19 protein-coding genes are annotated in these 24,323 nt (G+C 65.4%); 9 read left to right on the top strand and 10 right to left on the bottom strand.

The window, feature by feature from the left end:
• Positions 1-417, bottom strand: a complete 417-nt coding sequence (locus C451_RS12205; protein WP_007740964.1) for a cupredoxin domain-containing protein — start codon at positions 415-417, stop codon at positions 1-3.
• A 99-nt stretch (positions 418-516) separates the two neighbouring features.
• On the opposite strand from C451_RS12205, the gene C451_RS12200 reads away from it, so the two are divergent.
• Genes C451_RS12200 through C451_RS12190 form a run of 3 tightly spaced genes read left to right on the top strand, consistent with a single transcriptional unit; the run spans position 517 to position 4,241 of the window.
• Positions 517-1,221, top strand: a complete 705-nt coding sequence (locus C451_RS12200; RefSeq protein ID WP_007740958.1) for a protein sorting system archaetidylserine synthase — start codon at positions 517-519, stop codon at positions 1,219-1,221.
• A gap of 23 nt (positions 1,222-1,244) precedes the next feature.
• On the top strand, positions 1,245-2,561 hold the full coding sequence (locus tag C451_RS12195; protein ID WP_007740957.1) for a HEAT repeat domain-containing protein: 1,317 nt from the start codon (positions 1,245-1,247) through the stop codon (positions 2,559-2,561).
• Positions 2,562-2,615: 54 nt separating this feature from the next.
• Positions 2,616-4,241: a phospholipase D-like domain-containing protein gene (locus tag C451_RS12190; RefSeq protein WP_007740956.1), complete on the top strand. Its 1,626-nt coding sequence runs from the start codon at positions 2,616-2,618 to the stop codon at positions 4,239-4,241.
• Between the two features lie 29 nt (positions 4,242-4,270).
• Here C451_RS12190 and C451_RS22640 read toward each other — a convergent pair whose 3' ends face one another.
• Positions 4,271-4,420, bottom strand: a complete 150-nt coding sequence (locus C451_RS22640; RefSeq protein WP_161605862.1) for a hypothetical protein — start codon at positions 4,418-4,420, stop codon at positions 4,271-4,273.
• Between the two features lie 143 nt (positions 4,421-4,563).
• Complete coding sequence (locus C451_RS12185; protein WP_007740955.1) at positions 4,564-6,456, bottom strand: DHH family phosphoesterase; 1,893 nt, start codon at positions 6,454-6,456, stop codon at positions 4,564-4,566.
• A 98-nt stretch (positions 6,457-6,554) separates the two neighbouring features.
• On the opposite strand from C451_RS12185, the gene C451_RS12180 reads away from it, so the two are divergent.
• From C451_RS12180 to C451_RS12170, 3 genes are read left to right on the top strand one after another with little or no spacing between them, the layout of a single operon-like run.
• The gene (locus C451_RS12180) at positions 6,555-7,037 is read left to right on the top strand and encodes a Mov34/MPN/PAD-1 family protein (protein WP_007740953.1); all 483 of its coding nucleotides are present in this window, start codon (positions 6,555-6,557) and stop codon (positions 7,035-7,037) included.
• Positions 7,034-7,474, top strand: coding sequence for an adenylyltransferase/cytidyltransferase family protein (locus tag C451_RS12175; RefSeq protein WP_007740952.1), 441 nt, complete (start codon positions 7,034-7,036; stop codon positions 7,472-7,474). The genes C451_RS12180 and C451_RS12175 overlap by 4 nt, the downstream gene beginning before the upstream one ends.
• Before the next feature lie 55 nt (positions 7,475-7,529).
• Entirely contained in the window at positions 7,530-7,835 is a 306-nt protein-coding gene (locus C451_RS12170; protein ID WP_007740951.1) for a hypothetical protein, read from the top strand.
• Positions 7,836-7,978: 143 nt separating this feature from the next.
• Here C451_RS12170 and C451_RS12165 read toward each other — a convergent pair whose 3' ends face one another.
• The 3 genes from C451_RS12165 to C451_RS12155 are packed head-to-tail and all read right to left on the bottom strand — an operon-like array spanning position 7,979 to position 13,696.
• Positions 7,979-9,571: a hypothetical protein gene (locus C451_RS12165; protein ID WP_007740950.1), complete on the bottom strand. Its 1,593-nt coding sequence runs from the start codon at positions 9,569-9,571 to the stop codon at positions 7,979-7,981.
• Between the two features lies 1 nt (position 9,572).
• Complete coding sequence (locus tag C451_RS12160; protein WP_007740949.1) at positions 9,573-11,579, bottom strand: type II secretion system F family protein; 2,007 nt, start codon at positions 11,577-11,579, stop codon at positions 9,573-9,575.
• On the bottom strand, positions 11,576-13,696 hold the full coding sequence (locus C451_RS12155; protein ID WP_007740947.1) for a type II/IV secretion system ATPase subunit: 2,121 nt from the start codon (positions 13,694-13,696) through the stop codon (positions 11,576-11,578). Before C451_RS12155 ends, C451_RS12160 begins: the two co-directional genes overlap by 4 nt.
• A gap of 147 nt (positions 13,697-13,843) precedes the next feature.
• Between C451_RS12155 and C451_RS12150 the strand changes: the two genes are divergently transcribed.
• A complete protein-coding gene (locus C451_RS12150; RefSeq protein WP_049913100.1) occupies positions 13,844-15,070 on the top strand; it encodes an inorganic phosphate transporter in 1,227 nt (408 codons plus the stop codon).
• A 24-nt stretch (positions 15,071-15,094) separates the two neighbouring features.
• Here the strand turns inward: C451_RS12150 and C451_RS12145 are convergent, their stop codons facing one another.
• The 4 genes from C451_RS12145 to C451_RS12130 all read right to left on the bottom strand — a co-directional run bounded on the left by C451_RS12145 (position 15,095) and on the right by C451_RS12130 (position 21,842).
• The gene (locus C451_RS12145; protein ID WP_007740943.1) at positions 15,095-16,234 is read right to left on the bottom strand and encodes a pyridoxal phosphate-dependent aminotransferase; all 1,140 of its coding nucleotides are present in this window, start codon (positions 16,232-16,234) and stop codon (positions 15,095-15,097) included.
• Positions 16,231-16,719, bottom strand: a complete 489-nt coding sequence (locus C451_RS12140) for an Lrp/AsnC family transcriptional regulator (protein WP_007740941.1) — start codon at positions 16,717-16,719, stop codon at positions 16,231-16,233. Before C451_RS12140 ends, C451_RS12145 begins: the two co-directional genes overlap by 4 nt.
• A gap of 39 nt (positions 16,720-16,758) precedes the next feature.
• A complete protein-coding gene (locus C451_RS12135; RefSeq protein WP_241431233.1) occupies positions 16,759-18,345 on the bottom strand; it encodes a bacterio-opsin activator domain-containing protein in 1,587 nt (528 codons plus the stop codon).
• A gap of 89 nt (positions 18,346-18,434) precedes the next feature.
• Positions 18,435-21,842 carry a PAS domain S-box protein gene (locus C451_RS12130; protein ID WP_241431232.1) on the bottom strand — a complete coding sequence of 1,136 codons (3,408 nt, stop codon included), beginning with the start codon at positions 21,840-21,842 and terminating at the stop codon, positions 18,435-18,437.
• Positions 21,843-21,980: 138 nt separating this feature from the next.
• On the opposite strand from C451_RS12130, the gene C451_RS12125 reads away from it, so the two are divergent.
• Together C451_RS12125 and C451_RS12120 are read left to right on the top strand one after the other, a co-directional pair.
• Positions 21,981-22,550: a thioredoxin family protein gene (locus C451_RS12125; RefSeq protein ID WP_007740938.1), complete on the top strand. Its 570-nt coding sequence runs from the start codon at positions 21,981-21,983 to the stop codon at positions 22,548-22,550.
• A gap of 92 nt (positions 22,551-22,642) precedes the next feature.
• On the top strand, positions 22,643-24,289 hold the full coding sequence (locus C451_RS12120) for a long-chain fatty acid--CoA ligase (protein WP_007740931.1): 1,647 nt from the start codon (positions 22,643-22,645) through the stop codon (positions 24,287-24,289).
• Positions 24,290-24,323 lie beyond the last annotated feature (34 nt).

Raw genomic sequence — 24,323 nt, 5'->3', positions numbered from 1 at the left:
CTACTCGACGACGGTAAATTTTCCGACCATTCCAGTCGGCTCGTGTGGAATGCAGAAGTAGTTGTACGTCCCGGCCACCTCGAAGGTGTGTTTGTACGTTTCACCGCTCGCGATACCGCCGCCACCGTTCGCGTTCCACGCCTCGCGGGCGGCCCCCTCGCCGTCGAACCCGCCGGAGGCGAAGAACGTCGCCGCGTCGGGGATGCGTGACTGGTAGGCAGTCACGGTGTGAGTCCGCGAACCCGTGTTGTGCCAGACGACCGGCTCGCCGACGCGTGGCTCGAAGTCGTCTTCGGGGAGGAAGTCGCTCGAACTCATCCCGATGTCGTAGTCGGGCTGCTCGCGCGAGGAGCCGATACAGCCAGTGAGACCGACGGCAACGCCCACGGTCGCGGTGAGAAACGCGCGGCGGTTCATGGGTTCGACTTCGAGCGCCGGGGGTATAGGCTCCGCGATACCGGCCCACCCGAAGCCCGAGCAGAAACGCCTAAACCGCCCGTCGGCGATGGCGCTGACATGGCTACTCGGCCGCGGTTCGTCGCCGCCCTCAGCCTCGCCGACGGCGTCACGGCGACGAACGCCGCTCTCGGCTTTCTCGCGGCCGCACTCGCACCGTTCTCGCCCCCATTGGCCGCTCGATTCGTCCTCCTGGCGGCGGTCGCCGACGGGCTCGACGGCGTGCTCGCGACCCACGTCGGCAGCACGCCCGTCGGCGAGTTCCTGGATTCGCTGGCCGACGTGGCCTCCTTCTGTGTCGCACCCGCACTGCTGGTCGTCTCGACGGTGCGCCTCGAACGGGGAACGATGCTGCCGGAGGAGGCAGGATGGCTGGCACTCGCCATCGCGGCGCTGTTCGTCGTCAGCGGTGTCGTCAGACTCGGGCTCTACACCGCCTACGACGTCGAGCGTGGGTGGACCGAGGGCGTCCAGACGACGCTCGCGGCGACGGTGCTGGCGGCGGGCTTGCTCGCCGGGATCGCGACGCCGGTGGTCCTCGTCGGCGCGACCGCGGTCTTCGCCGGGCTGATGGTCGCACCGATCGGCTATCCCGACCTCCGCGTACGTGATGCGCTCGTCATGGGCATCGTGCAGGCGGGGGCGATCGTTGCGCCGAGCGTTCTCTTCCGGGTCTTTCCGCGCGTCCTCCTCGCCTGCGCGCTCGCGTATCTCGTGCTCGGGCCGCGATTCTACCCGACGGGCGGCGAAGGGAAACGCACTTAGGCGATTCGGGCGAACGCCGCAGCATGAGCGACGGGGACGAGCCTGCGGACGACGGCGAGCAGCCGGCCGGCGAAGAAGGCGAACTCGAGGCGCGGACGCCCGAGGCACTCGACGAACGTCTCGACGAGATCGAAACCGAACTCGACGAGGCCGAGACCGAAGCCGACCTCGATAGCGTCGAAACCGATCTCGACGACGTCGAAGCAGAGATCGAAGCGGCGGATCTCCCCGAACCCGACGAGGACGAGGAGGACGCCGACGACCCACGCGAGGAGCTCGAATCCCGCGTGACTGAGCTACGCGACGCGCTCGAAGAGCAGCGCGGCCCGTACGCCGAGGACGCGATCGAGGAGATCGAGGGCGCGAAATCGACGCTCACCGAGACGCGCTGGACCGAACAGGGCGCAGAGGAGATCGCCGACACGGTACACTCCTTCCTCGATGCCGCCGGCGAGACGCTCGGCGAGGAGTTCACGGCAGCGAACGACGAGCCGGACGGGCTCGCGGCGGCGCTCGACGACGTGATCGAGACGATCGAGAGTCGGGAGCTCGACCCCGACGACGATGCCGAAACCGTCGCCGAGCTGATCGAGGCGGCCGACGAGCTCACGACGGGGCTCGACGACGCCGAGGAGTGGGACGACCTCTCGGTACGGGAGAAACTCACCGTCGAGGGGTTCTACGACGTGCTCACGCCCGAGACACGGAAGGACTTCCCGCCGGAGTGGAACGCGATCAAGATCTACGAGGCACAGGGCGAGCCCGAGCCCATCCTGCGCGGACTCGATATGTTCGGCTCGGAGTTCATGGAAGAGCACTGCATCGAGTCGCTGAAACGCATGGGCGCGCCCGAAGCCTACGACGTGATGGAAGAGCGCGCGCAGAAGCGCAACAAACCGCCGATCGAGGTGCTCGGGAAGATCGGCGACGATCGCGCGCTCGACACCCTCCACGAGTACATCGAGGGCGAGAGCGACCCGGCGCTCCAGAAGGTCACGATCAAGGCCATCGGCGAGATCGGCTCGACGGAGTCGACACAGGCGGTCGCCGACCGTCTCGTGGCCGACAACGAGACCGTCCGTTCGAACGCGGCACGCGCGCTCGGCCTCATCGGCGACACGCGCGCGATCGCCCCGCTCGCCGACGTGCTCTCCGACGACGACTCGAACGCCGTGCGCGCGAGCGCGGCGTGGGCACTCAACCAGATCGGCACCGAGAACGCGCTCGACGCCGCCCGCGAACACGCCGACGACCGCTCGTTCCTCGTCCAGAGCGAGGCCGAGAAGGCCGACCACGCGCTGGCCGACGGGAACGGCGACGCCGCCGAAACGACCGCCTGAGATGGGTTCCACCGAGACGAACCTTTATATACCCGAACGCGGCCATCGCGGCGTGTGTCCGCTCGTGCCGTCGTGCTCACACTGGTTCTCGTCGCCTCGCTGAGTGGGGCGGTGCTGGCGGCCGACAACGAATCCGTCGACGAGCCCGACGGTCCACATATCGAGACGGTCTATCCGAACCCGCTCGCCGACGGCGATGCGGGCGAGTACGTCGTCGTTGACGTTCCCGACCGATCGAACCTCTCGGGCTGGACGATCGACGACGGCGAGGGGGCGATCACACTACCGAACGAGACCGTCGAGGGACGCGTTGCGGTGACGAACGACCCGAACGCGACGAACGTCTCGGCGTCGACGGTGATCTCGAACGACTCGTTGAGTCTCGCCAACGGCGGCGAGGAACTCGTCCTCGCCGACGGCGGAAGCATCGTCGACGAAACGGCCTACGAGGACGCACCCGACGCCGAGGTATGGAACCGGACCGCCGATGGCTGGACGTGGGAGCATCGCGGCGCGACTGATTTCCAGGCGGTGCGATCCGAGGCTGCGACGGCACGGGCATTCGTCCTGCCCGACGCGCCCGAAGTTCCGATCGACGTTCTCGATTCGGCAGACGAGCGTATCCTGCTCGCTGGCTACTCGTTTTCCTCCGAGCGCGCCGCGCGTGCGCTCGAACGGGCTGCCGAGCGCGGCGTCGAGATACGGATGGTGGTCGACGACGCACCGGTCGGCGGCATCAGCGAGCGACAGGCCGAATTGCTCGACGAGCTCACGCGGGCGGGCATTCCGGTCGACGTCATCGGCGGCGACTGGGCACGGTACGACTTCCACCACCCCAAATACGCCGTCGTCGACGATCGTGCGCTCGTCATGACCGAAAACTGGAAACCGTCTGGGATCGGCGGGAAGTCGAGTCGTGGCTGGGGTGCGGTCGTCGAGGGTGACGTCGCCGACCGACTCGCCGCGGTGTTCCGCGCGGACGCGGACTGGCGCGACACAGCCTCGTGGAGCACGTTCCGTGCGAATCGTACGTTCGAGGACGACGAGGTAGCCAACGAGAGCTATCCGACGACCTTCGAACCAGCGAACGTGAGCATCGAGAGCGCCCAGTTGCTCGCCGCGCCCGACAACGCCGAACGCGCGCTCGTCGAGCGGCTCGACGACGCCGACGAGTCGATCGACGTCGTCCAAGCCTCGATCGGCAGTCGACAACAGCCGTTCCTCCGGGCGGCGATCCGCGCGGCCGAACGCGGCGTCAGGGTGCGAATCCTACTCGGCGGCGCGTGGTACTCCGAGGAGGACAACAGCGCCCTGGCCGAGTGGCTGAACGGGAGAGCCGCCACTCGAAATCTCTCGCTCGAAGCGAAGGTCGCCGAATCGGGATCGCGCTTCGAGAAGATCCACGCCAAGGGCGTGATCGTCGACGGCGAGGAGGTCGTGGTCGGCAGCATGAACTGGAACAACAACTCTGCCCGCGAGAATCGCGAGATCGCCCTCGTGCTCGATGGCGAGGCAGCCGGTGATTACTACCGAAAAGTGTTCGAGGCCGACTGGAGCGGTGGCGAGGAACGCAGCCTCGATACCGGGACCGAGACGCCGCTTCCCGTAGGTGTGATCGCGGCGGTGGTCGGCGTCGCGATGCTCGCTGTCGTCGTCGCTCGCCGCATCGAGTTCGAGTAGACCAGTACTTCGTCAGGTCGGCCTGTCGTTCAGTCCAGCTCCGCTATCGCGTCGTCGATATCGAACGCCTCGGTGTGTTCGGAGCCTTCCTCGCCCCGATCGACCCCCTCTTGGTCTTCGTCGATCTCGACTTCCGGGCCTTCTTCCTCGGTGAACTCAGTGTGAACGCCCCAGGGCATCAGGACCACCCGTCCCGCTGTTCGATCGCCGCCCGATTCGTCTCGATGACGGGTCGTTCGCTACTCATGGTAGAATGCAAGATAGGCGTCACACGTGTTTAGGTCCGTCGGCCGGTGGATCGGTTCGGGTTTCGCCGCGTTTTTTAGTCCTCGAAGCCGGCGACAGAGGCGCTGCCGAGTTCCTCGTCGATCTCCGCCGCACCCATCTTCGTTTCGAGCGCGTCGAGGACCGCCTCACGCATCCCCTTGACGAACTTGATCGAGCCGACGACGAGGTGGCCGCCGCCGCTGACGCCGCCGTCGGTCTCGGCTTCGAGCTCCTCGACCATCTGCGGGATATCGAGGCGCACGCCGTCGCTCCGGAGCACGGCGAAGTCGGGGCCGTAGCCGACCGTGACGACGGGCCCGTCGCTGTCGGCCACTTTGCGGTCGTGGATCGCGCCCGTGGTCTTGCCGGGGGCCGGATACGTGAACCGGTGGGCGTGGCGTTCGACGTCGATCCGGTAGAGATCCGCACCGTTGTCGAGGGTCGCGCTCTCGACGTGTGGCATAGCGGCGTCGAGCTGTTCGTCGGTGTCGCGTGCGGCCCGTTCGGCGAAGAACTCGACGAGGTCGTCGTGTCGGGAGTCGTCGGCGGCATCGACGCCGAGCACGTCGGTGAGGAGTGATTCGCCGGCGCTGTAGCGCAGCCAGTGAGCCGCGTAATCGAGCGCGTCGCCGATCGCTTGGAGGTCGTCCTCGTCGTAGCCCGCCTCGCGTGCGAGGGCGAGGTAGTCGGTCATCGCGTCGGCCTCCGAGCGGTCGGTGAGACCGGCGACCGCCGGCACGTGTGTGAGTTCGTCAGTGATCTCGGGGTGGATCATGCGCGCGAGTTCGACACAGAGCATCCCGGTCGTCACTCGATAGTCCTCGCCGTGGAGATAGGGGTTGACGTGTTCGGCGAGCAACCCATCGACTGCGTCGGGGTCGGGGTGATGGTGGTCGACGGCGACGATGGGGATGTCGTACTGGGCGAGCGCCTCGTAAGCCGGGACGTCCTCCTCGGTCGATCCGTTGTCGAGCATCACGAGCAGCGGGAGCTGCTGGCCGTGGCGCTCGCGATCGCCGAGCGCGAAGTTCAGGTCGCGGGTGACGTCCTCCATCTCGTAGTAGGGAGCCTTGCTCGGCAGCCGTTTGAGCAGATGGCGCGCCGCCGAGGGATCGCCATGGACCTCCTCGATGAACCGTTCGAGCGCGAGCGTCACGGGGATCGAGGCACACATCCCGTCGCCGTCGGCGTGATGGCGGATGCGGATCGGCCGATTTTCCAGCACGGCACGGCGCAGGCGGGTCGCCACGGCTTCGAGATCGTCCTGCATCGTTTCGAGCGCCGACCAGTCGACGAGCGGCTGCACGTCGTGGGGCGTCGCCTGCTCTTCGAGCGCGCTGTCGAGACGCTCGCGGATCTCGTCGCTCTCGTCGACGGCGTCGAGCGATTCGACCTCCAGCTGGAGTGCGCCCTCGCGGCGCTCGACCCGACCGGTGACTCTGACGATATCGCCGAGTTCGAATCCGGGATAGGCACGGACACCGGCCGCCTCGAAGGCTGCACACGGAACGATTCCGACGCCGTCGCGTAGCGTGAACACGGTGGGGCCGCCGGTCTGTTTGATCTGGACGAGTTCGCCCTCGACGGTGATCGACTCGCCGATCCGCTCGGCGAGATCGTCGGTCGCCGTGATGTCGGGCTCGTGGTCGATCTGGACCGTCTCGCGATCCGCGGCATCGATCGATTCGAATCCGAGATCGCCGTTTTCCCTGACGTCGACGAGGCGCACGGTGAGCTCGTCGCCGACGTCGTAGCTCCCATCGAGGTTCGATTCGTGGACGAGACCGGAGACCGATGCAGAGAGATCGACGAAGACACCGTATTCGACGACGCCGTTGACCGTCGCCCGGTAGCACGCACCCTCCTCGACGTCCTCGATCGTACAGTCGGCAGCGAGATCGTACACGGGGTCGTCCCCGGTCGCCTCAGAGCGCGATGGCGTAGACATTCTTGACAGTCGTTCGCCGCGACCGACTTTAACGCTTGGCAAACACGGTGGTCGGCGCTCCGGAACGCTTAGATGGACGCCGAGCGACGTGTCCCCATATGGGGCTGTTCCGGTCACGTGAGCTACTCGGCATCGCCGCCGACACTCTCGAGTTCGCTCGCTCGGCAGCCGCCGAGACCCACCCGAACGAGTATATGGGTCTCCTGCGAAGCCAACCCGCCGACGAGCTCGATCTCGACGACGCCGGCAGCGTGATCACCGACGTGCTCGTCATCCCCGCGACGGAGTCGAACCCGGTCAGCGCCACGGTGAAAACGAGCCTCGTCCCCAACGACATGCGCGCCGCCGGATCGATCCACTCCCATCCCAACGGCGTGCTCCGGCCGAGCACCGAGGACCGCGCCACGTTCGGCAAGGGCGACGCACACATCATTCTCGGCGCACCCTACGGACCCGACGACTGGCGCGCGTTCGACCGCGAGGGCGACGAACGCGATCTCCCCGTGCTCGACGTCTCGCTCCCCGATCCCGAGGAGTTCTTCGATTTCACACAGGCCGACATCGACGAGGAGCTCCGATGAGCGACGACGCCACCACGGTCATCGCACAGGGTACCTTCGACGTTCTCCATCCGGGCCATCTCCACTATCTCCGCGAGGCGGCGGCGATGGGCGACGTCCTGCACGTCATCATCGCCCGCCGTGAAAACGTCACCCACAAGCAACAGCCGGTGCTCGCCGACCGCCAGCGCCGGGACATGATCGCCGCACTCGACCCCGTCGACAGCGCACTGCTCGGCGACAGGGAGGACATCTTCGTCCCGATCGAACGCATCGATCCCGATGTCATCGTGCTCGGTCACGACCAACACCACGACGAAGCGGGCATCGAACACGCGCTGACCGAACGCGGCATCGACTGTACGGTTGAACGTGCCTCCGGCCGCGAGCCCGAATTCGACGACGAACTGCTCTCCACCGGACGGATCATCGATCGCATCTGCGAACAGCGCTGCTGACCGTCCGACACCCGTCTGACTGAGCCTTTTATTGTAGCGTGCTCCCTCTGAGAGTATGTCAACCACCCATGCGGCGAACGCGCGTGCGGTCGTCGAATCGCTCTCCTATCGAGACACTCCGCTCGATCGGACACCGGCCCGTGACGACGCCGTCCTCGCCGCCTACAAACATCTCATCACTCATCGATCGCTCTCGCGACTCGCCCTAGTGGGCAACGTCTATCCGATGCGCGATGCCGGACTCGGTGCGGGGGAATGGTACGACGCACTCATCGTCCCGCTGTTGGCCGATCTTCCGGGCGTCTCACCGCCTGGACCGGGAACGGCACTCTGGCGCTACGAGCCGGCATCGATATCCTGACAGTACGTCTCTTGATGAGGAATAGCCATTGTTCGACCACTAACGACCGCTATACGAACCGATTCGATACAGCTATACAGAACCGAGACACTCGGTTGGGAATTTCGTTCGTAGCACCACATCCCTCGTAGCGACGAACGGAATCAGTTACCCACTTTGATATAGATCGGCCGTTTCGACGAGTCCTCGGGATGGAGATAGATGATGAGATCCGCAGCTTCGTACGATGTGGCCACGTCGACCGACGAGATACTACTTGCTCCGATTTTGTCGAGAACGGCGTGCGAATCACGGATTGGCTGTGGACCCTCCTCGAACGTGTATTCCTCGCCGTCGAACTGGATCGGCTCGTCGGAGTCGTACTCCAGGTCCCCTGGATCGTCGATCTCGAACTCGTGCTCACCGCTGCTTTCGTTCGTTTCCGCGAGATCCTTTTTCGTCCGCACTGAGAACCCGTCGATGTCGTCCGGACCGTTCGGGATGTCGAACGACAGTCTTCCATCGTTGTGGAACGACAGTTTCTCGATCGTGAGCGGCTTTCTGTCCTTGTTTCCGGTAGATCCACCGGATTTGGGGTACGACAGTTCAAACGTCACGCTTTCACTCGTGTCTTTGAGACTGATGTCGACGCTCACCGTACTCCCGCTGTCCATCGTGCCCGGGTTGTAAACGAACGACGCCGTTCCGTTTCCGTTCGCCGTTTGCTGCGTCGAGATGAGTGTTCCCTTGCCAGTGGTAACGCTGGCGGTGATCGGTGTATCGGGCGACACACGCTGTCCGAAGTGATCGCGCACGCTGATGGTGAGACGCTCGTTCTCGTCGAGCGATACGTCCGGTTGTAGCGCCGATTCGCCGACCAGATGCAATCCTCGATTGGAACGGCCGTCGTTCGTCTCCGGATCACCTGCCGTTCCTTTGTAGACCTGCACGGTTGTTTCGGCATCGATGCTGATGGTGGCTGTGTTGAACCCATCCGAATTGGTCGTGAAGCCTGTGAGCTGCGAATCCCTGTCGGCCAGCAGCTCGTTCCATTTCGCTTTCGAGAGGGATGTGGGAACGTCGAGAGTGCCGCTCTTTCCAGCCCCGATGGATTCGACTGCCGTCTCGGTCGTGATCCGGGGCGTGATCGTGAGGCTTGCCGTGGGCGCGGATCGTTCGTAGCTCCCGTTGAGAAGAACGAGATTGATCGTTTTCTCGCCGCTCGGGAACATTACGCCGCCTGTCGTGAGACCGGTATTCTCCGATGTGGAGTAGTCCTTGACCAACATACCGTTCTCCGAGGTGTACTTCGTCTCCTCCTGCAACAGATTGTAGCTCGGCTGGTAGGAGACGAACGCCGTCTCGAAGCTCTGACCACCGCTATAGTAGCCGTCTCCATCTAGATCGATGGTAACTTCCTGTTTGGGCTCGACGACGCTGAGATCGCCGACCGTGGCTCCCGGATTGATCGCGAACGCACGACTCGGATACTGGACGCCGGTGTCGAGCGTCACCGACCGCGCTCGACCGGACGTCACCGTATCCGTGATCTCGTCGTTCAGCACGCTCATCTGTCCCTCGATCGCCCGGGAATGCTCGAACTCGACCTCCTCGTTCTGTGCCGGGACGACGCTCGACTGATAGAGCGTGAACACGATCATCACCAGCGCGAAGATCAACACGAACCCCACGACCGGTGAGACGCCACGCTCGTCGTCCACGAACCGCTGCAGTCGTCGTTTGAGTGTTTCCTTCATGTTATATCACCGCGAAGATGGCGAGCGCGAACGTCGGCAACACGACGGCGAACTTCGCGCCCGTGAGCAAGTCGCCGCTGCGGATGTAGCCCGCGATGAACCCGGACATGATCCCCTGGATCGTCACCGCGTGGAAGAACAGCATCCCCATCAGCTCCACGTCGATATTGGCCCCGAGACCAGCCTGGCCACCCGCACCGCTCGTGTCGAGCCCCGCCAGCGTGTCGAGGAAGTTCGTCTTCAAGATCGCCATCACCGCCAACAGCGTGAAAAACGTCATCACGATGATGACGATCTGCATTCGGGCCTGCGAACGCTGCTCGCGCTCGATCTCGTCCTGGTTTTCGCTCGCCCGCGCCGCCGTCGAAAGCACTTCCGTTATCTGACTCGACGCCTCCTGGGCCTTGCTGACGACGTTCACCGTGCGCGAGAGCCGTGGAATGTGGTACTTGTTGTTGAACTCGACCAGCGCCGTCGTCAGGTTCGTCCCGTAGTTCACCTTCGCATACATCGTGTGAAACTCCTCTGCGAGCCGACCGGAGGAGGTATCGGCGACGAGATTTAGCGATTCCAGCAGCGTGAGCCCCGTGCTATTCGCGCTCGACAGTTTCCGAAGGTTCTCCGAGAGCTTACCCGTGATATGTCGGCGAGTGCGGACGTTCCACTCGTAGAACACCGCCACCGGCAGACAGTTCACGTACAGCGGGACGTACACCCAGAGGAAGGTGCCGACGATGGAGTGCTGAACGAACCCGTCGATCGAGGTCGGCGCACGCCCCGACACGACTGCGAAGGCGACCAGCACGATCGAAGCCGGCAGCGTGAGTGCGAGTACGGCCAGCGGATGATCGCGGAAGAAATGGTGCGGGTTGGCGAGCAGCGTCGCCGTCCGATGGGTCCCCTCGCGACTCTCGATACGCTCGAAGACGCCGTACGAATCGGTGTAGCGTTCGACGAGTCCGAGATCGCTGATGCGCTCGATACCCGTCGTCGCCCCATCCTCGTCGTCTCCCTCGGGATGGAGATAGCCGTCTCCTATCTCGTCCTGTTTGACCGTCGACACCATGACGGTGAACCCGATCCCGATGAGCGGGATCAGCCCGTAGACGGTCACGTAGAGCAGTAGCGTCTGCGAACCGCCGATCATGCTCATCACGACGAGAATGATAATAAGGAGGAGCGGAAACACCGAGAGGGTGATGTACATCTCGCCGAACAGTTCGAGCGTTTCGAGGACGAGCGACTGCTCCTGTTTGGTGGTGCGGAGATGTTTGTCCTTCTTGTCGTTCAGGAAGTCGGTCATGTCGCCGCCGGAGTCGATGATCGAGAGCATATCGGTCAGAAACTGACTCAGCTCCTCGCTCGGCGTCCGGAGCGCCTGCTTTCTGATGGCGGTGCGGTAGTCGGTGTCGAAGTATTCGGTCTCCAGATGGATGCTCTCGAACTCCGCGGCGACCGCGCCGTAGGTGTCGTCGGCCTCGGCCATCGCCTCGAAGATTTCGAGCTGATTCAGCCCGCCGATCGACAGCGCGTACATGAACGAGACCGAATCGGCGAGCAGCATGTTGATCTCGCGTTTGCGTGAGTTCGCCCGGACGTAGGGTACGGCGACGAGCGTGCCGAACCCGGCGACGAACCCAACCAGCCCACAGACCAGCCCCGAGAGCAGGACGAGCAGCGGGAGTTTCACCGCCTCGAAGACGGCGAGCGCCGGCCCGTGAAGCACCCGGAGATCGGTGAGTTTCGGCACCTCCGTCACGAACAGCTCGACGACCGCGTAGCCCGAGAGCGAGGCGAACAGCCAGAGCAGCCCACCGGCGATGACGCCGATCGCGAGCGCCCGCGAGAGATACATCTCGACCGTATCGGCCATGCGCGCCGCGGCCAGCTTCCGCTGCACGTCGTCGACGAAATCGCCGTCCTCGTCGAACAGATACCGATACAGCGGGTAGAACCGATCGCCGAGCGTCCGCGTACGCCCGCCGTAGCCGTCGGTGCCGTAGCTCATTTCGCGTCCTCGGTATCGGTCGTCGCCGATCCGTCGGCTCGCCCACCGTCGGCGATGGCGGAAGCAAGATCCGGCGTTTCGTGGCCGGCGTACTCGTCGAACAGCCGCTCGTCGGCCTCGTCGAGGATCGCCGCGGTGTGCTCGCGCAACTCCTCGCTCGGATCCGGTCGCGGCACCATCGCCTCCATCGCCGGATCGGTGTCGATGTGGACGCTCTCCATCCCCCGGAGATCGTCGAGACTCGCCTCCAGACGATCGTTGGCGATGAGCGTCAGGATCGCGTCCGGATCGTTGATGAACGCCTGCAGCGTGGCCGCGGCCTGCGTGTACGTGTTGAGACCGCGATCGACGAGATAGGCGAGCACTACCTTCCGTTGGAACAGTTCCTCGGAGAGGCGCTCCTGGCTCCAGCCGCGATCGAACTTGATCGACTCGAGCGTGTTCGACGTGCCGAGTTTCAGGTAGTCGTCGGTCTCGGCCTGCCACTGATAGACGTCTTGGACGTTGATCTCGTCGTTCTCGGCGTCGTAGTAGTTGATCTCGGTGAGCGCCTTGTTCCGGCGGACCTTCTGCCCCTGCACGCGCGTCGCGGTCTGGATGCTCACGAGATCGAGCGCCGTGAACATCGTCTTGGATACGTTGATCGGATCGGTCGTGAACCGCTTGATGACCTCGCCGACGTTGTCGGCGTGGAAGGTCGTGAGCGACGTATGGCCCGTGCTCATCACCTGGAACAGCGTCCGCCCCTCCTCGCCACGGATCTCGCCCATCACGATGTATTCGGGCCGCTGGCGCAGCGCCGCCTCAAGGAGTTTGAACTCGTCGATATCGCCGGCCTCATCGCCCGTGAACGAGGGCCGTGTCGTCGAGGCGACCCAGTTACGCTGGGGGATTTCGAGCTCTCTGGTGTCCTCGATCGAGACGATCTTCGCCTTGCTCGGGATGAACAGCGAGACGGCGTTCAGACTCGTCGTCTTGCCCGACGCCGTGCCGCCGGCGAAGAGCATCGACTTGTTGTTCTCGATGCAGAGCCAGATGTAGGCCATCTCTTCGAGCGAGAACGTATGCCAGTTGATAAGGTCGACAGGAGTAAAGGGAACGTCCTTGAACTGGCGAATGGTGTAGTTCGTGCCGTGATCCGAGACCTCGTAGCCGAGCGTGAGCTGGGCGCGCGAGCCGTCCGGCAGCGTGGCGTCGACCTGTGGCTGGCGTTTCGAGATCCCCTTGCCCGAGCGCTGGGCGAGCTTCACGACGAAGTCGTCGAGGTCCTGTTCGCCGTGGCGGACGTTGGTGATGAGCTGCTCGCGATCGGCGTGATAGACGAAGACGGGCGAGTCGTAGCCATCACACGAGATATCCTCGACGTTGACGTCGTGTTTGATGCCGTCGATGCGCTCGTAGCCGATGAAATCGCGTTTGAGATAGTAGAGCAGCTTCTCGACCTGATACTCGGTGAGCGATTTCGCGTCCTCGTCGACCACCGCCGGCTCCGGCCGGGCGGCGATCCCCGAAACGCCCCGTTCGGTCGACGAATCGTCCGGGTCGTCACCGAACAACCCCTTCAGTTTCGAGACCAGTCCCGAACGCCCCGCGCCCGCGATGGAACCGTCGTAGAGGTCGTATCTGTCGAGCAAGCGACCGGTCACGGCTTCGATGACGTCCGCGCGTTCGGCGTCGTCGTCGTCCCCGACGGCGCTGTCCTCGCCCGAATACGTGATCGCGGTCTTCAGCTTCCCGGTGAGGAACTCCTTGAGCTCCGTCTCGATGGGGGTGAGATGTGGTTCGACGAGATAGTATTTCCCCTCGTTTTCGCGTGTCGAGTGGAAGATGACGACGAACGCGTAGGGTTCGTTGACCCAGTAGCGCGTCACCTCGCGGAAGTGTCGTTTGCGCTCGGTCGAGACGGTCTTTTCGAGATCGTAGCGGTTCGCGATCGTCGTCCGTCCGTCGGCTCCGGTGAAGAATTCGTCCTCGTCGTCGGGGCCCGTCGCGACGGTCCGATCGTCGACGACACCCGCGAGGGCGGTCGCGGTGTCGATCGCGTCCGCGAGACGGCCGCGCACGTCGTCGCCCGTGCCGTCGTCGTCCGTACTACCATCCGCACCACGATCCGACATTGGGAATCGGTGGTCGCGGTATCGCACAAAAACCCTCGCACACGCTCATCGAACGATGACTGTCTTTCGATCCTACCGATAAGTTATCAAAAGGCCATGGGTGAATAAGAAAGAACTACATAGCGTGGTCGAATGGTTCAATGTATGGTGGTCTCGCTCCTCTTGCTGGTCGGTCTCGCGGTCGCGGTCTTCGTCGGCTTCAACATCGGTGGTTCCTCGACGGGTGTGGCGTTCGGCCCGGCGGTCGGCAGCCGTCTCGTCTCGAAGACGGGTGCGGCCGGGCTGTTCACGCTGTTCGCGCTCATCGGCGGCTGGACGGTCGGGCGCAACGTCGTCGAGACGATGGGCGGTGATATCGTCCCGTCGAGCCAGTTCACGCTCGCGGCCAGCGTTGGCGTACTCTTCTTCGTCGGGCTCGCACTCCTTATCTCCAACCTCTTCGGCGTCCCGGCCTCGACTTCGATGACTGCCGTCGGCGCGATCGCGGGGCTGGGACTCGCGAGCGGCACCCTCGACTGGGAGGTGATGGGGCGTATCGTCTCGTGGTGGCTCGTCGCTCCCGTGATCGCCTTCTGGCTCTGTGCGGTCATCGGCCGGTATCTCTACCCCTATCTCGACGCGTGGTTCGCCCTCGACCGGTCGGACAACGCCCTGTTCGAGATCGATCGGTCGGGGATCGTTCCGCTCCCGCGCCTCGCCGAGACGACCCGACCGAAGGAGGTGTTCTGGAGCGCCGTCGTCCTCGCCATCAGCTGCTACATGGCCTTCTCCGCGGGCGCGTCGAACGTCGCCAACGCGGTCGCACCGCTGGTCGGCAACGGTTCGATCACGACCGGTCAGGGCGTCCTGCTCGCCGTCGGTGCCATCGGCGTCGGCGCGTTCACGATCGCCCGGCGCACGCTCGACACGATCGGTAACGATCTCACCGACCTGCCGCTCCTGGCCTCGCTCATCGTCGCCAGCGTGAGCGCCTCGATCATCTCGGTGCTCTCACAGCTCGGCATCCCGGCGAGTCTGGCTGTCAGCGCGACGATGTGCATCGTCGGGCTCGGCTGGGGGCGTGCGACCCGGACGACGACGATCGCCGACGCCGCGTCGGCAGCCATCCAGGGCGAGGAGAGCGCGACGCTCTCGACGGGGGCGCTCGCCGCCGAGACGCCCGAGCGAACGGCCAACACCGGCACCGCCGACGGCCCGAGAGCAGGCGAGCGCGTCCGCCCGATCGGCGACGAGGAGCCGACCGAACTCACCTCCAAGGACCTCTTCGATCCCTCGGCCACGGGGCGGGTCGTGATGCTCTGGATCCTCACGCCCTCGCTGTCGGCGATCGCCTCCTTCCTGCTCTTTCAGCTATTCCCCGTCTATGGCGGCTGAATTCGGTCGCCCGTCGCCACAGATTCAGTCGAGAAACCGCTCGATCCGATCCATCGCCTCGCGCAGTTCGTTCATCCCTGTCGCGTACGAGACGCGGAGGTGGCCCTCGCCGCCAGCGCCGAAGACGTCGCCGGGAACGACCGCCACACCCTCGGCGTCGAGCAGCGCCTCGGCGAACGCCTCGGCGTCCTCCCAGGGACTCTCGGGGAAGACGTAGAACGCGCCCTTGGCCGTGAAACAGTCGATCCCCATCTCGTCGAATCGTGAGAGCACGAACCGACGGCGGCGATCGTACTGGCTTCGCATCTCTCTCACCTGTGCCTCGCAGTTGTCGAGGGCATCGATGGCGGCGTGCTGTGCCGTCGTGGGGGCCGACAGCATCGAATACTGGTGGACACGGTTCATCGCCGTGATCGCCTCTGGCGGGGCGAGCGCGTAGCCGAGCCGGAGGCCGGTCATCGCGTAGGCCTTCGAGAAACCGTTGAACACGACCGTGCGCTCGCGCATACCCGGGAGGGTCGCGATCGACGCGTGGTCGCCCTCGTACGTGAGGTCGGCGTAGATCTCGTCGGCGAGCACAGTTAGGTCGTGTTCGCGGGCGAAGGCGGCGATCGGTTCGAGATCGCCTTCGCTCATCGTCGCGCCCGTCGGGTTGTTCGGATAGCAGAAGACGAGCGCCTCGGCGTCGGCGGCCCCGTGTTCGCGGAGTGCCTCAGCAGTGAGTTCGAAATCGTCCGCCTCCCTCGTGGGGATCGGCACGGGCTCGCCACCGGCGAAGGTCACACCTGGAACGTACGAGACGTACGACGGCTGGGCGACCGCCACCCGGTCGCCGGGATCGACGAACGCACGGAAGGCGACGTCGATGGCCTCGCTCGCGCCGGCGGTCACGAGCACCTCCTCGTCGGGATCGTAGTCGAGATCGTAGCGCTCGCGCGAGCGCTCGGCGATGGCCTCCCTGAGCGCCGCCATCCCACGGTTGGCGGTGTAGGAGGTCCGGCCCCGTTCGAGCGAGTCGATGGCCGCCTCGCGCGCACTCCACGGTGCGGTGAAATCGGGTTCGCCGACGCCGAGCGAGATCACGTCGTCCATCTCCTCGGTGAGTTCGAAAAACCGCCGGATGCCGGAGGGTGGGACGCGCTCGACGCGCTCGGAGATCTTCATGGCGAGACCGAGAGCCGATCGTCGTCCCCGTCACCATCGAACTCGATGCCGCGCTCCTTGTACGACTCCATCAGGTAGTGGGTCACGGTCTGGGTGATCTCGGGGACGGGGGCGACCTTCTCGGAGACGAACCGGGAGACCTCACCCATCGAATCCGCTTCCACGGTCAGCGAGAAGTCGTATTCGCCGCTCACGAGTCTGAGCGACTGGATCTCCGGAAAACCGACGAGTCGTGCGGCGATGTCGTCGTAGCCCGTCTCGCGATCGAGCGTGACGTTACACTCGACCAGCGCGCGCACCGGTTCCTCGTCCGTTCGTCGCCAGTCGATGACCGCCTGATAGCCCTTGAGAACGCCCTCGGCTTCGAGGGTCTCGATCTGCTCTGCGACCTCGCTCTCGTCGGTTCCGAGCATGCGCGCGAGATCGACGGTCGTGTAGCGCGCGTTCTCACGGAGCAAGGAGAGCAGTTCCGCGCGGATGTCCATACAGCGACCCCAGCGCCATAGGACAAAAGCGTTCCGTCGCTACTCCTCGCCGAGGAAGGCGACGAGCAGCTGCTGCTGGGCCTTCCGGAGGTGGTTGTGCAGCGTCGGTGAGGAGACGCCCATCGAGTCCGCGATCTCTTCGGCCGTCGACCGCCGCGGCCACTCGTAGTAGCCCGCGAAATACGCCGCCCGCAGCGCCGCCCGCTGTTTGTCGGTGAGTCGTTCGTCGACCGCCTGCCGAGCGGTCGCGTCGTCCGACCGATCGACGGTGTGTTTCGAGAGCAGTTCCGATCCAGGGTGGGCGCGCTCGAACGCGGCGACCATCGTCCGCACGTCGGTCTCGGGGGCGACCGCGACGACCATCGTCCCGTCACCGTTCTCGACGAGCCACTCGTCGATCGTGCCGCCGGCGTCGACGATGCTGTTGACCGGCGACTCCCGCGTCGCGATCTCGAAGACGCCACCCTCGTCGTGGCTGCTGACGAGGCGGCAGTCCTCGACGACCGACGATTCTTGGGCGAGTTCGCGCACGCGATCGGGGTCGGTACCCTCGACGGTGACGTACTGGAGGACGGCCCCGTCGGCGGCTGGAACCACTCCGTCGACGAGATACCGGCAGTCGAGGCGGCGCGTCAGCGTCGTCGGGAACGCCGCCTCGTCGACGACACGGAGTTCGAGCACGAGCGCCGTGTCCGACAGCAGCAGTTTCGTGTTCTGTGCAGCATCGATGGCAAACCCAGCCACCTCACCGAGAACGGCGAAACCGGCGCGCTCGCGCTTCGAGAAGGCGTCGGCCCGCGTCGCCGCGACCACGAGCACGCCGTAGACAACCTCGTTGTACGACAGCGGGACGGCCGCCACCGGGCCCGGCGGCTCGCCATCGATCTGCCACGGGCCCGTCCCGTCCTCGAAGACTTCCACGACGTCCGTCTCGGGCAGTTCGGCAGGTAGCCGCGCCGTACCGCCGTCCGTGGCCGCGATCTCGACGGTATCGGTGTCGACGCCGGCACCGGTCCGGACGGTGAACTCGCCGCCGGCGTCGCGCTCGGCGATCCACGCGAACTCGTACAGTTCGGCGGCCGCGATGCGCTCACAGACCGTGGCCGCGATCTCCTCGCGCGTCGCCGCCGCGACCAGCCCCCGAACGATGTCCTGGATGACGACGTTGATACGATCGAGCGTCGCCAGTTCGTCGCGCTGGCTTTCGAGGCGGCGCTCGGCACGGCGCTGGGCGACCGCGTTCTCGATCCGGTTGGCGAGCACCGTGTACTGATCGAGCCCGCCACCCTTCTGGAGGTAGTCGGTGACGCCGGCCGTGATGGCCTCGCTCGCCACGTCCTCGCTCCCCTTGCCCGTCGAGAGAACGAACGGGAGATCAGGGTGCTCCTCGCGAACCCGTTCGAGCAGCGCGAGTCCGTCCATTCCCGGCATCCGGTAGTCGCTGACGACGCAATCGACATGGGCGTCGTCGAGATGCGACAGCGCCGCCGCGCCGCTCGTCTCGGTGTGGACGACGAACCCCTCGCCCGCGCGTTCGAGCGCCGTCGCCGCCAGCTCGACGATGTGGTGCTCGTCGTCGACGAAGAGCACACGAACCTCGTCCTCGCCATCCATCCGTTCGGTCACGGTCTGCAATACAACAGTGGGCGCATAAACAAAAAACAGTATGCCGACAAACCGATAGTTTTGCGGCCATCGCCCGCCGTCGATACTCGTCACTCGTCGCCCGCGGTACGGATCTCGAAACGGGCACCGTCGGCCACGTCGGCGACCGAGACCGTCCAGCCGTGTGCGTCGGCGATCCGCCGGACGATCATCAGCCCCAGCCCGGTGCCGGACTCGCTCGTCGAGTAACCGTGCTCGAAGATTCGTTCGCCCTCGCCGTCGGGGATACCGGGGCCGTCGTCGGCGACGAAAAAACCCTCCTCGGTCGTGCCGGCGGTGACGTGGACGTCGTTGCCGGCGTGATCGATCGCGTTGCGAAAGAGGTTCGCGAACAGGCGCGTCAGCCTGTCGGGATCGCCCGCGACCGTCCCCGAGAGTTCGACGTCGATCGTCGCCTCCGCGCCGTCGATCGTCCGCCACGCCCGCTCGGCCGCGCTCGCGAGTTCGACGGGTTCCGGATCGTCGATGACCCGTCCCTGGCGGGCGAGCGTGAGCATGTCCTCGATGAGCGTGTCCATCCGATCGAGCGCCCACAGCGCCGCGTCGTGATGCTCCGAGTGGTGATCGGCCTCGGCGAGTTCGAGCCGGCCGCGCGCGACGCCCATTGGGTTGCGGAGATCGTGCGAGATGACGCTCGCGAACCCGTCCAACAGTTCGTTCTGGCGTTCGAGATCGCGCTCGCGGCGCTTCTGGTCGGTGATGTCGGTGTAGATCGCGTAACCACCCTTGCGCTCACCCGGTTCGAGCGGGGCGATCTGCACCAGGAAGTCGCGCACGCCGTCGGCCGTCAGCCGGCGGACGGTCGTCTGACGGCTCGTTCCGTCGGCGAGCGCCGCATCGACCGACTCGGTCGCCATCTCGCGATCGGACGGAACGATGTAGTCGCCGGCGTTCTCTCCCGTGATCTCTCCCGCGCTGTGGCCGAACACCGTCTCGAAACGCCCGTTCACCCGTCTGGTGATCGGCTCGCCGTCGACCAGTTCGTAGCGCAGCGCCGCGTCCGGCACGTTCTCGAACAGTGCCGTGAGGCGATCGCGCTCGACGACGAGTTCGCGCTCGCGTTCGGCGCGTTCGAGCGCCGCCTCGGTGTTCGCCGCGAGCAGTTTCGCTAGCGAGACGTCGCGGTCGTCGAACACGCCCGGTTCGGTCGCGCCGATGGTCAGGACACCGTGGTCGCCGAGCGGCAACAGCAGCTCGCTTCTGATCGGTGTGTTCGGGTTGTGAGCGCCGGAGGCGCGGTCGACGCGGTCGTACTGCTGCATTGTGCCGGACTCGAAGACCGTCCAGGCGAGACTCTCGTCGCCGGCGAACGTCGGGGGTTCGTCGAACAGCTCTGTACCGACTTCGGAGATCGCCACCGGTCGGAGTTCGCCCACCTCGTGGAGCCAGACGCCGTTCAGTTCCATGTCGAGCACGTCGGCAGCGGTCTCGACGGCGACGTCGGCGACCTCGCGCCGTGTGGTGGCCGCCATCATCTCCCGGCTGGCGTCGTGGAGCGCTTCGAGCAGTCGCTCGTGGCGCTTGTGGACCGTGATGTCGCGGACGACGCCGACGGTGCCAGCGAAGCCGTCGTCACCCTCCAACGCCGTGAGCTGGATCTCACATGGGATGGAGTCGCCGTCGGCGGTGCGGACGGCCGCATCGTAGGAGTCGCTGACGGCGTTCGCACCGTCGGCGAGCAGCCGCTGGATCACCGAGCGGCCGAGTGCAATGTCGTCCTCGTCGAGCAGCATCGAGACGGATTCGCCGAGGAGCTCTTCGCGACCGTAGCCCGTCTCCGCGACGAGCGTGTCGTTGACTGTCCTGAATCGCCCGTCGGCGTCGAGCGTGTAGATCATGTCGCCGGCGGCGTCGAGCATCCGGCCGTACCGGCGCAGTCGCTCCTCGCGTTCGAGGCGATCGAGCGCCGCTTCGGCGTTCGCCGCGAGCACGCGCGCGAGTCTGACGGTACTGTCGTCGAACGATTCGTCGGGCGAGGCGACGGTGATCGTGCCGTGGTCGCCGAGCGGAAGGTAGAGTCGATGACGCAGCGGAATGCCGTCGTCGGGTGCGGTCGCCTCGCCGACGACGATCGCCTCGCCGGCACGGAACGCTCGCCACGGGAACCCCTCGCCGCGCGCGTAGCGCGGCCGCTCGCCGAGTCGGTCGTGTGTCGCAGCGGTCACGGACACGGGATCGAGGCTGTCGCGCTCGTCGTCGTGCAGACGTACCACGGCGATCGGAAAGCCGAGGATCTCCTCGATCGTCGTCGTGACGGCGTCGGCGATCCCGTCGTCGTCCCTGGCGGCCACGAACCGGCGCGTCGCCTCGTGAAGCGCCCCGATGACTCGCTCGCGGCGGCGCTGCTCGACGACGTTGCGCCCGACGCCGACGATGCCGTAGCCGTCGCCGAGGGGAACGCGCGCGCCGCTGAACTGGTGGGGGATCGTCTCGCCGGCGTTCGTCACAAGCGCCGACTCGACGACGGCGCTCTCGTCCGTTTGGAGGATCTCCTGTATGCGCTCGTCGATACGGTCGTGATCCGCATCGGGGACGAACTCGGAATAGTTCGTACCGGCGATCGCCGTGTCGTCGTCACCGACGACGGACGCGAACTCCTCGTTCCAGCGAACCATCGTGCCGTCGGGATCGAGAACATAGGCCGGGTCCGGCAGCGCCTCGAAGAAGCCGTCGGTGATGGCGCGTTCCCGGCCGCGGTCGCGTCCGGTCCGCGTCGAACGCTCCCTGAACACGCCATGGAGGAGCGTACGATCGTCCATCTCGACGGTGCGTGCTCTGAGATCGACGGGTATCGTCTCGCCGTCGGCGGTTTCGATCAGTACCGCCGAACCATCGCCGAACCGGGCGGCGTCGGTACCGGACGACGCGGCGTGCCGTTCGAACAGCTCGCGATAGCGCTCCCGCTGGTCGGCTGGGTGGAGCGCCGTCTGATCCATGCCGACGAGTTCCTCGCGCGGGCGGTCGAACAGCGTCGCGGCGACGTCGTTCGTCTCGACGATTTGTCCCGTATCGGCGTCGGCGATCACCACCGCATCCGGCGTGGCGTCGATGAGCGAGCGATAGAGTCGTTCGGATTCGGCGAGCGCGCGCTCGGCGCGATAGCTCTCGACGGCGTTGACGATACTGTTGGCGAGCAGTTCGTACCGTTCGCTGCCCGTCCCCTTTCGGAGATAGTCGGTGACGCCTGCCGAGATGGCCTCGCTCGCGACCCCCTCGCCGCCCTCGCCGGTGAAGAGGATGAAGGGGAGGTTCGGATGGTGCTCGCGTACTCGGTCGAGCAGCGCGAGGCCGTCCAGCCCCGGCATGCGGTAGTCGCTGACGATACAGTCGATCTCCATCCCTTCGATGCGGTCGAGCACCGCCTCGGCATCCGCCTCGGTCGCGACCGTCAGCCTGTCGTCGATCCGTTCGAGAGAGGTGCTGGCGAGGTCGGCGACTGCCGGTTCGTCGTCGACCATCAGCACCGACATCGCCTCCGACATCCTTGTTGTGCTCGAATGCCGCCCGGAGCGAGAAAAACCTGTCTCGGCTCGCGCCGTGATGCGTTGCGTCGTGTGGTTCGTCGAACCTTTAGCCCTCGCGGTCGTCCGGCCCGCATGGTTCTCGAAGAATCCACGCGCGAACTCGAACGCGGCGACACGGCCCCCGATTTCGAACTGCCCGGTGCTGACGGCGAGACGCACACGCTCGACGACTTCGACGAGTACCGGGCGCTGCTCGTCGTCTTCACCTGCAACCACTGTCCGTACGCACAGGCGAAGATGGATACCCTCAACGAACTCGCCGCACTCTACGATAACGACGTCGCCGTCGTCGGCATCAACCCGAACGACGCCGAGGAGTATCCCGACGACTCCTTCGAGCGAATGCAGGAGCTCGTCGCCGACGGCACCGTCGACTACGACGCCTACCTGCGCGACGAATCCCAGGACGTGGCACGGGCCTACGGCGCGGTCTGCACGCCCGATCCGTTCCTCTTTCGCAACGGCGATGCGGGTTTCGAACTCGCCTATCACGGTCGTCTCGACGACGCTCATGGCCCCGACCAGCGACCGTCCGGCGAAGCAGGGTTCGAGATGGCCGGAGCGATCGAATCGGTGCTCGGGGGCGTCCCCGTCGATCAGCAGTTCCGCCCCTCGCGCGGCTGTTCGATAAAGTGGCGCTGAGTCGGGCCTCGCTTCGCGTTCTTCCGTACTGAAACCGCGTGACGTGGTATCGTGGGGGAAGAATCATTACCGAGCGGTCGTTCTGTGAACGTATGCCAGGAGGCACCGACCAGACCCTGCGACCGTTCCTGTGGCGCGCCGAGCGCATGCATCCCGATGTCGAGATCGTCTCGCGCACCCACGACGGCATCGAACGCTACGACTACGCCGAGTTCGGCGGGCGCGTCGCCCGATTGGCGAACGCCCTCGACGAGGCCGGTATCAGTGACGACGCGCGCATCGGAACCTTTTGCTGGAACCATCACCGGCACTTCGAGACGTATTTCGGCGTACCGGATTCCGGCCGGCAGCTCCACACGATCAACCCGCTGCTGCCCGACGAACACATCCAGTTCATCGTCGAGAACGCGAGCGACGAGCTCCTGTTCGTCGATCCGTCCCTTCTGGAGAAGCTCGCCGGCGCGGCCGATCCGGACGCGTTCGCCTCGGTCGGGCAGTTCGTCGTGATGGGCGAGCAAGTTCCGGAAACGGATCTCGACGCGACCGACTACGAGTCGTTCATCGCGGGGCGGAGCGACGAGTACGACTGGCCGACGCTCTCCGAGGATCGGCCGGCCGGGATGTGTTACACCTCGGGCACCACCGGTAAGCCGAAAGGTGTCGAATATACCCAGCAGATGCTCTGGTCGCACACGATGGCGACCCTCACGCCCCAGGGGCTGGGGCTCGACGACACCGACGTCGTGATGCCGGTCGTCCCGATGTTCCACGTCAACGCTTGGGGGATGCCGTTCACGGCGACCGCGGCGGGCGCGAAACACGTCTATCCCGGCCCGTCGCCCGATCCCGCCGATCTCGCCGCGCTCATCGAAGAGGAAGGCGTCACGATCACGGCGGGCGTCCCTACGGTATGGCTGGGACTGCTCGAATACATGAACGACAACGAGGTCGATCTCTCCTCGCTCGAACAGGTCATCATCGGCGGGAGCGCAGCGCCCGAGTCCGTGGTTCGGCGGTTCGACGAACTGGGCGTGGACGTGCTCCACGCGTGGGGGATGACCGAGATGAGTCCCATCGGCTCGGTCGCACGGCTCAAGGACGGGATGGACGAGTGGGACGACAGCGATCGCTACGCGAAGCGCGCCAAGCAGGGACTGATGGTGCCCGGACTGGAGTTCAAAGTCATTGACGAGGGCGGCGACGAGATCGAGTGGGACGGCGAGGAGTTCGGCGAGCTATGGGTCCGCGGGCCGTGGGTCACGACCGAATACTTCGAGCGGCCCGAGGCGAACGAGGAGGACTTCGAGGACGGATGGTTGAAGACTGGCGACGTGGTGAGCGTCGATCCCGACGGCTACATCGAGATCGTCGATCGCGCGAAGGACGTCATCAAGTCCGGCGGCGAGTGGATCTCTAGTGTGGAACTCGAGAACGCGCTGATGGCCCACGACGACGTGAGCGAGGCCACAGTAGTAGGAGTGCCCCACGAGAGATGGCAGGAGCGCCCCGTCGCCTTCGTCGTCGCCAGCGAGGAACGCGAATCGCTAAAGGACGAACTGCTCGATCTCGTCGGCGAGGACTACCCGAAGTGGTGGGTGCCCGACGACGTGCTGTTCATCGACGAGGTGCCGAAGACCGCCACCGGGAAGTTCTCGAAGAAGGACCTCCGCGAGGAGTATTCGGACGAATCGCTGATCGCGGGCAAGGCACCGGAAGAAGCCGCTCCCGAAAGCGACTGATACCGTCGGACGGTTGGACATGAACGGCGGATTC

The organism is Halococcus thailandensis JCM 13552, from assembly GCF_000336715.1.
Taxonomy (GTDB): domain Archaea; phylum Halobacteriota; class Halobacteria; order Halobacteriales; family Halococcaceae; genus Halococcus; species Halococcus thailandensis.
This window is presented reverse-complemented; position numbering and strand designations above follow the sequence as displayed.

What these genes read in the sequence shown, in the direction of transcription:
- C451_RS12205 (WP_007740964.1), bottom strand. Translation starts at nt 417, where the DNA reads ATGAACCGCCGCGCGTTTCTCACCGCGACCGTGGGCGTTGCCGTCGGT.
- C451_RS12200 (WP_007740958.1), top strand. Translation starts at nt 517, where the DNA reads ATGGCTACTCGGCCGCGGTTCGTCGCCGCCCTCAGCCTCGCCGACGGC.
- C451_RS12195 (WP_007740957.1), top strand. Translation starts at nt 1,245, where the DNA reads ATGAGCGACGGGGACGAGCCTGCGGACGACGGCGAGCAGCCGGCCGGC.
- C451_RS22640 (WP_161605862.1), bottom strand. Translation starts at nt 4,420, where the DNA reads ATGCCCTGGGGCGTTCACACTGAGTTCACCGAGGAAGAAGGCCCGGAA.
- C451_RS12185 (WP_007740955.1), bottom strand. Translation starts at nt 6,456, where the DNA reads ATGTCTACGCCATCGCGCTCTGAGGCGACCGGGGACGACCCCGTGTAC.
- C451_RS12180 (WP_007740953.1), top strand. Translation starts at nt 6,555, where the DNA reads ATGGGGCTGTTCCGGTCACGTGAGCTACTCGGCATCGCCGCCGACACT.
- C451_RS12175 (WP_007740952.1), top strand. Translation starts at nt 7,034, where the DNA reads ATGAGCGACGACGCCACCACGGTCATCGCACAGGGTACCTTCGACGTT.
- C451_RS12170 (WP_007740951.1), top strand. Translation starts at nt 7,530, where the DNA reads ATGTCAACCACCCATGCGGCGAACGCGCGTGCGGTCGTCGAATCGCTC.
- C451_RS12165 (WP_007740950.1), bottom strand. Translation starts at nt 9,571, where the DNA reads ATGAAGGAAACACTCAAACGACGACTGCAGCGGTTCGTGGACGACGAG.
- C451_RS12160 (WP_007740949.1), bottom strand. Translation starts at nt 11,579, where the DNA reads ATGAGCTACGGCACCGACGGCTACGGCGGGCGTACGCGGACGCTCGGC.
- C451_RS12155 (WP_007740947.1), bottom strand. Translation starts at nt 13,696, where the DNA reads ATGTCGGATCGTGGTGCGGATGGTAGTACGGACGACGACGGCACGGGC.
- C451_RS12145 (WP_007740943.1), bottom strand. Translation starts at nt 16,234, where the DNA reads ATGAAGATCTCCGAGCGCGTCGAGCGCGTCCCACCCTCCGGCATCCGG.
- C451_RS12140 (WP_007740941.1), bottom strand. Translation starts at nt 16,719, where the DNA reads ATGGACATCCGCGCGGAACTGCTCTCCTTGCTCCGTGAGAACGCGCGC.
- C451_RS12130 (WP_241431232.1), bottom strand. Translation starts at nt 21,842, where the DNA reads ATGGTCGACGACGAACCGGCAGTCGCCGACCTCGCCAGCACCTCTCTC.
- C451_RS12125 (WP_007740938.1), top strand. Translation starts at nt 21,981, where the DNA reads ATGGTTCTCGAAGAATCCACGCGCGAACTCGAACGCGGCGACACGGCC.
- C451_RS12120 (WP_007740931.1), top strand. Translation starts at nt 22,643, where the DNA reads ATGCCAGGAGGCACCGACCAGACCCTGCGACCGTTCCTGTGGCGCGCC.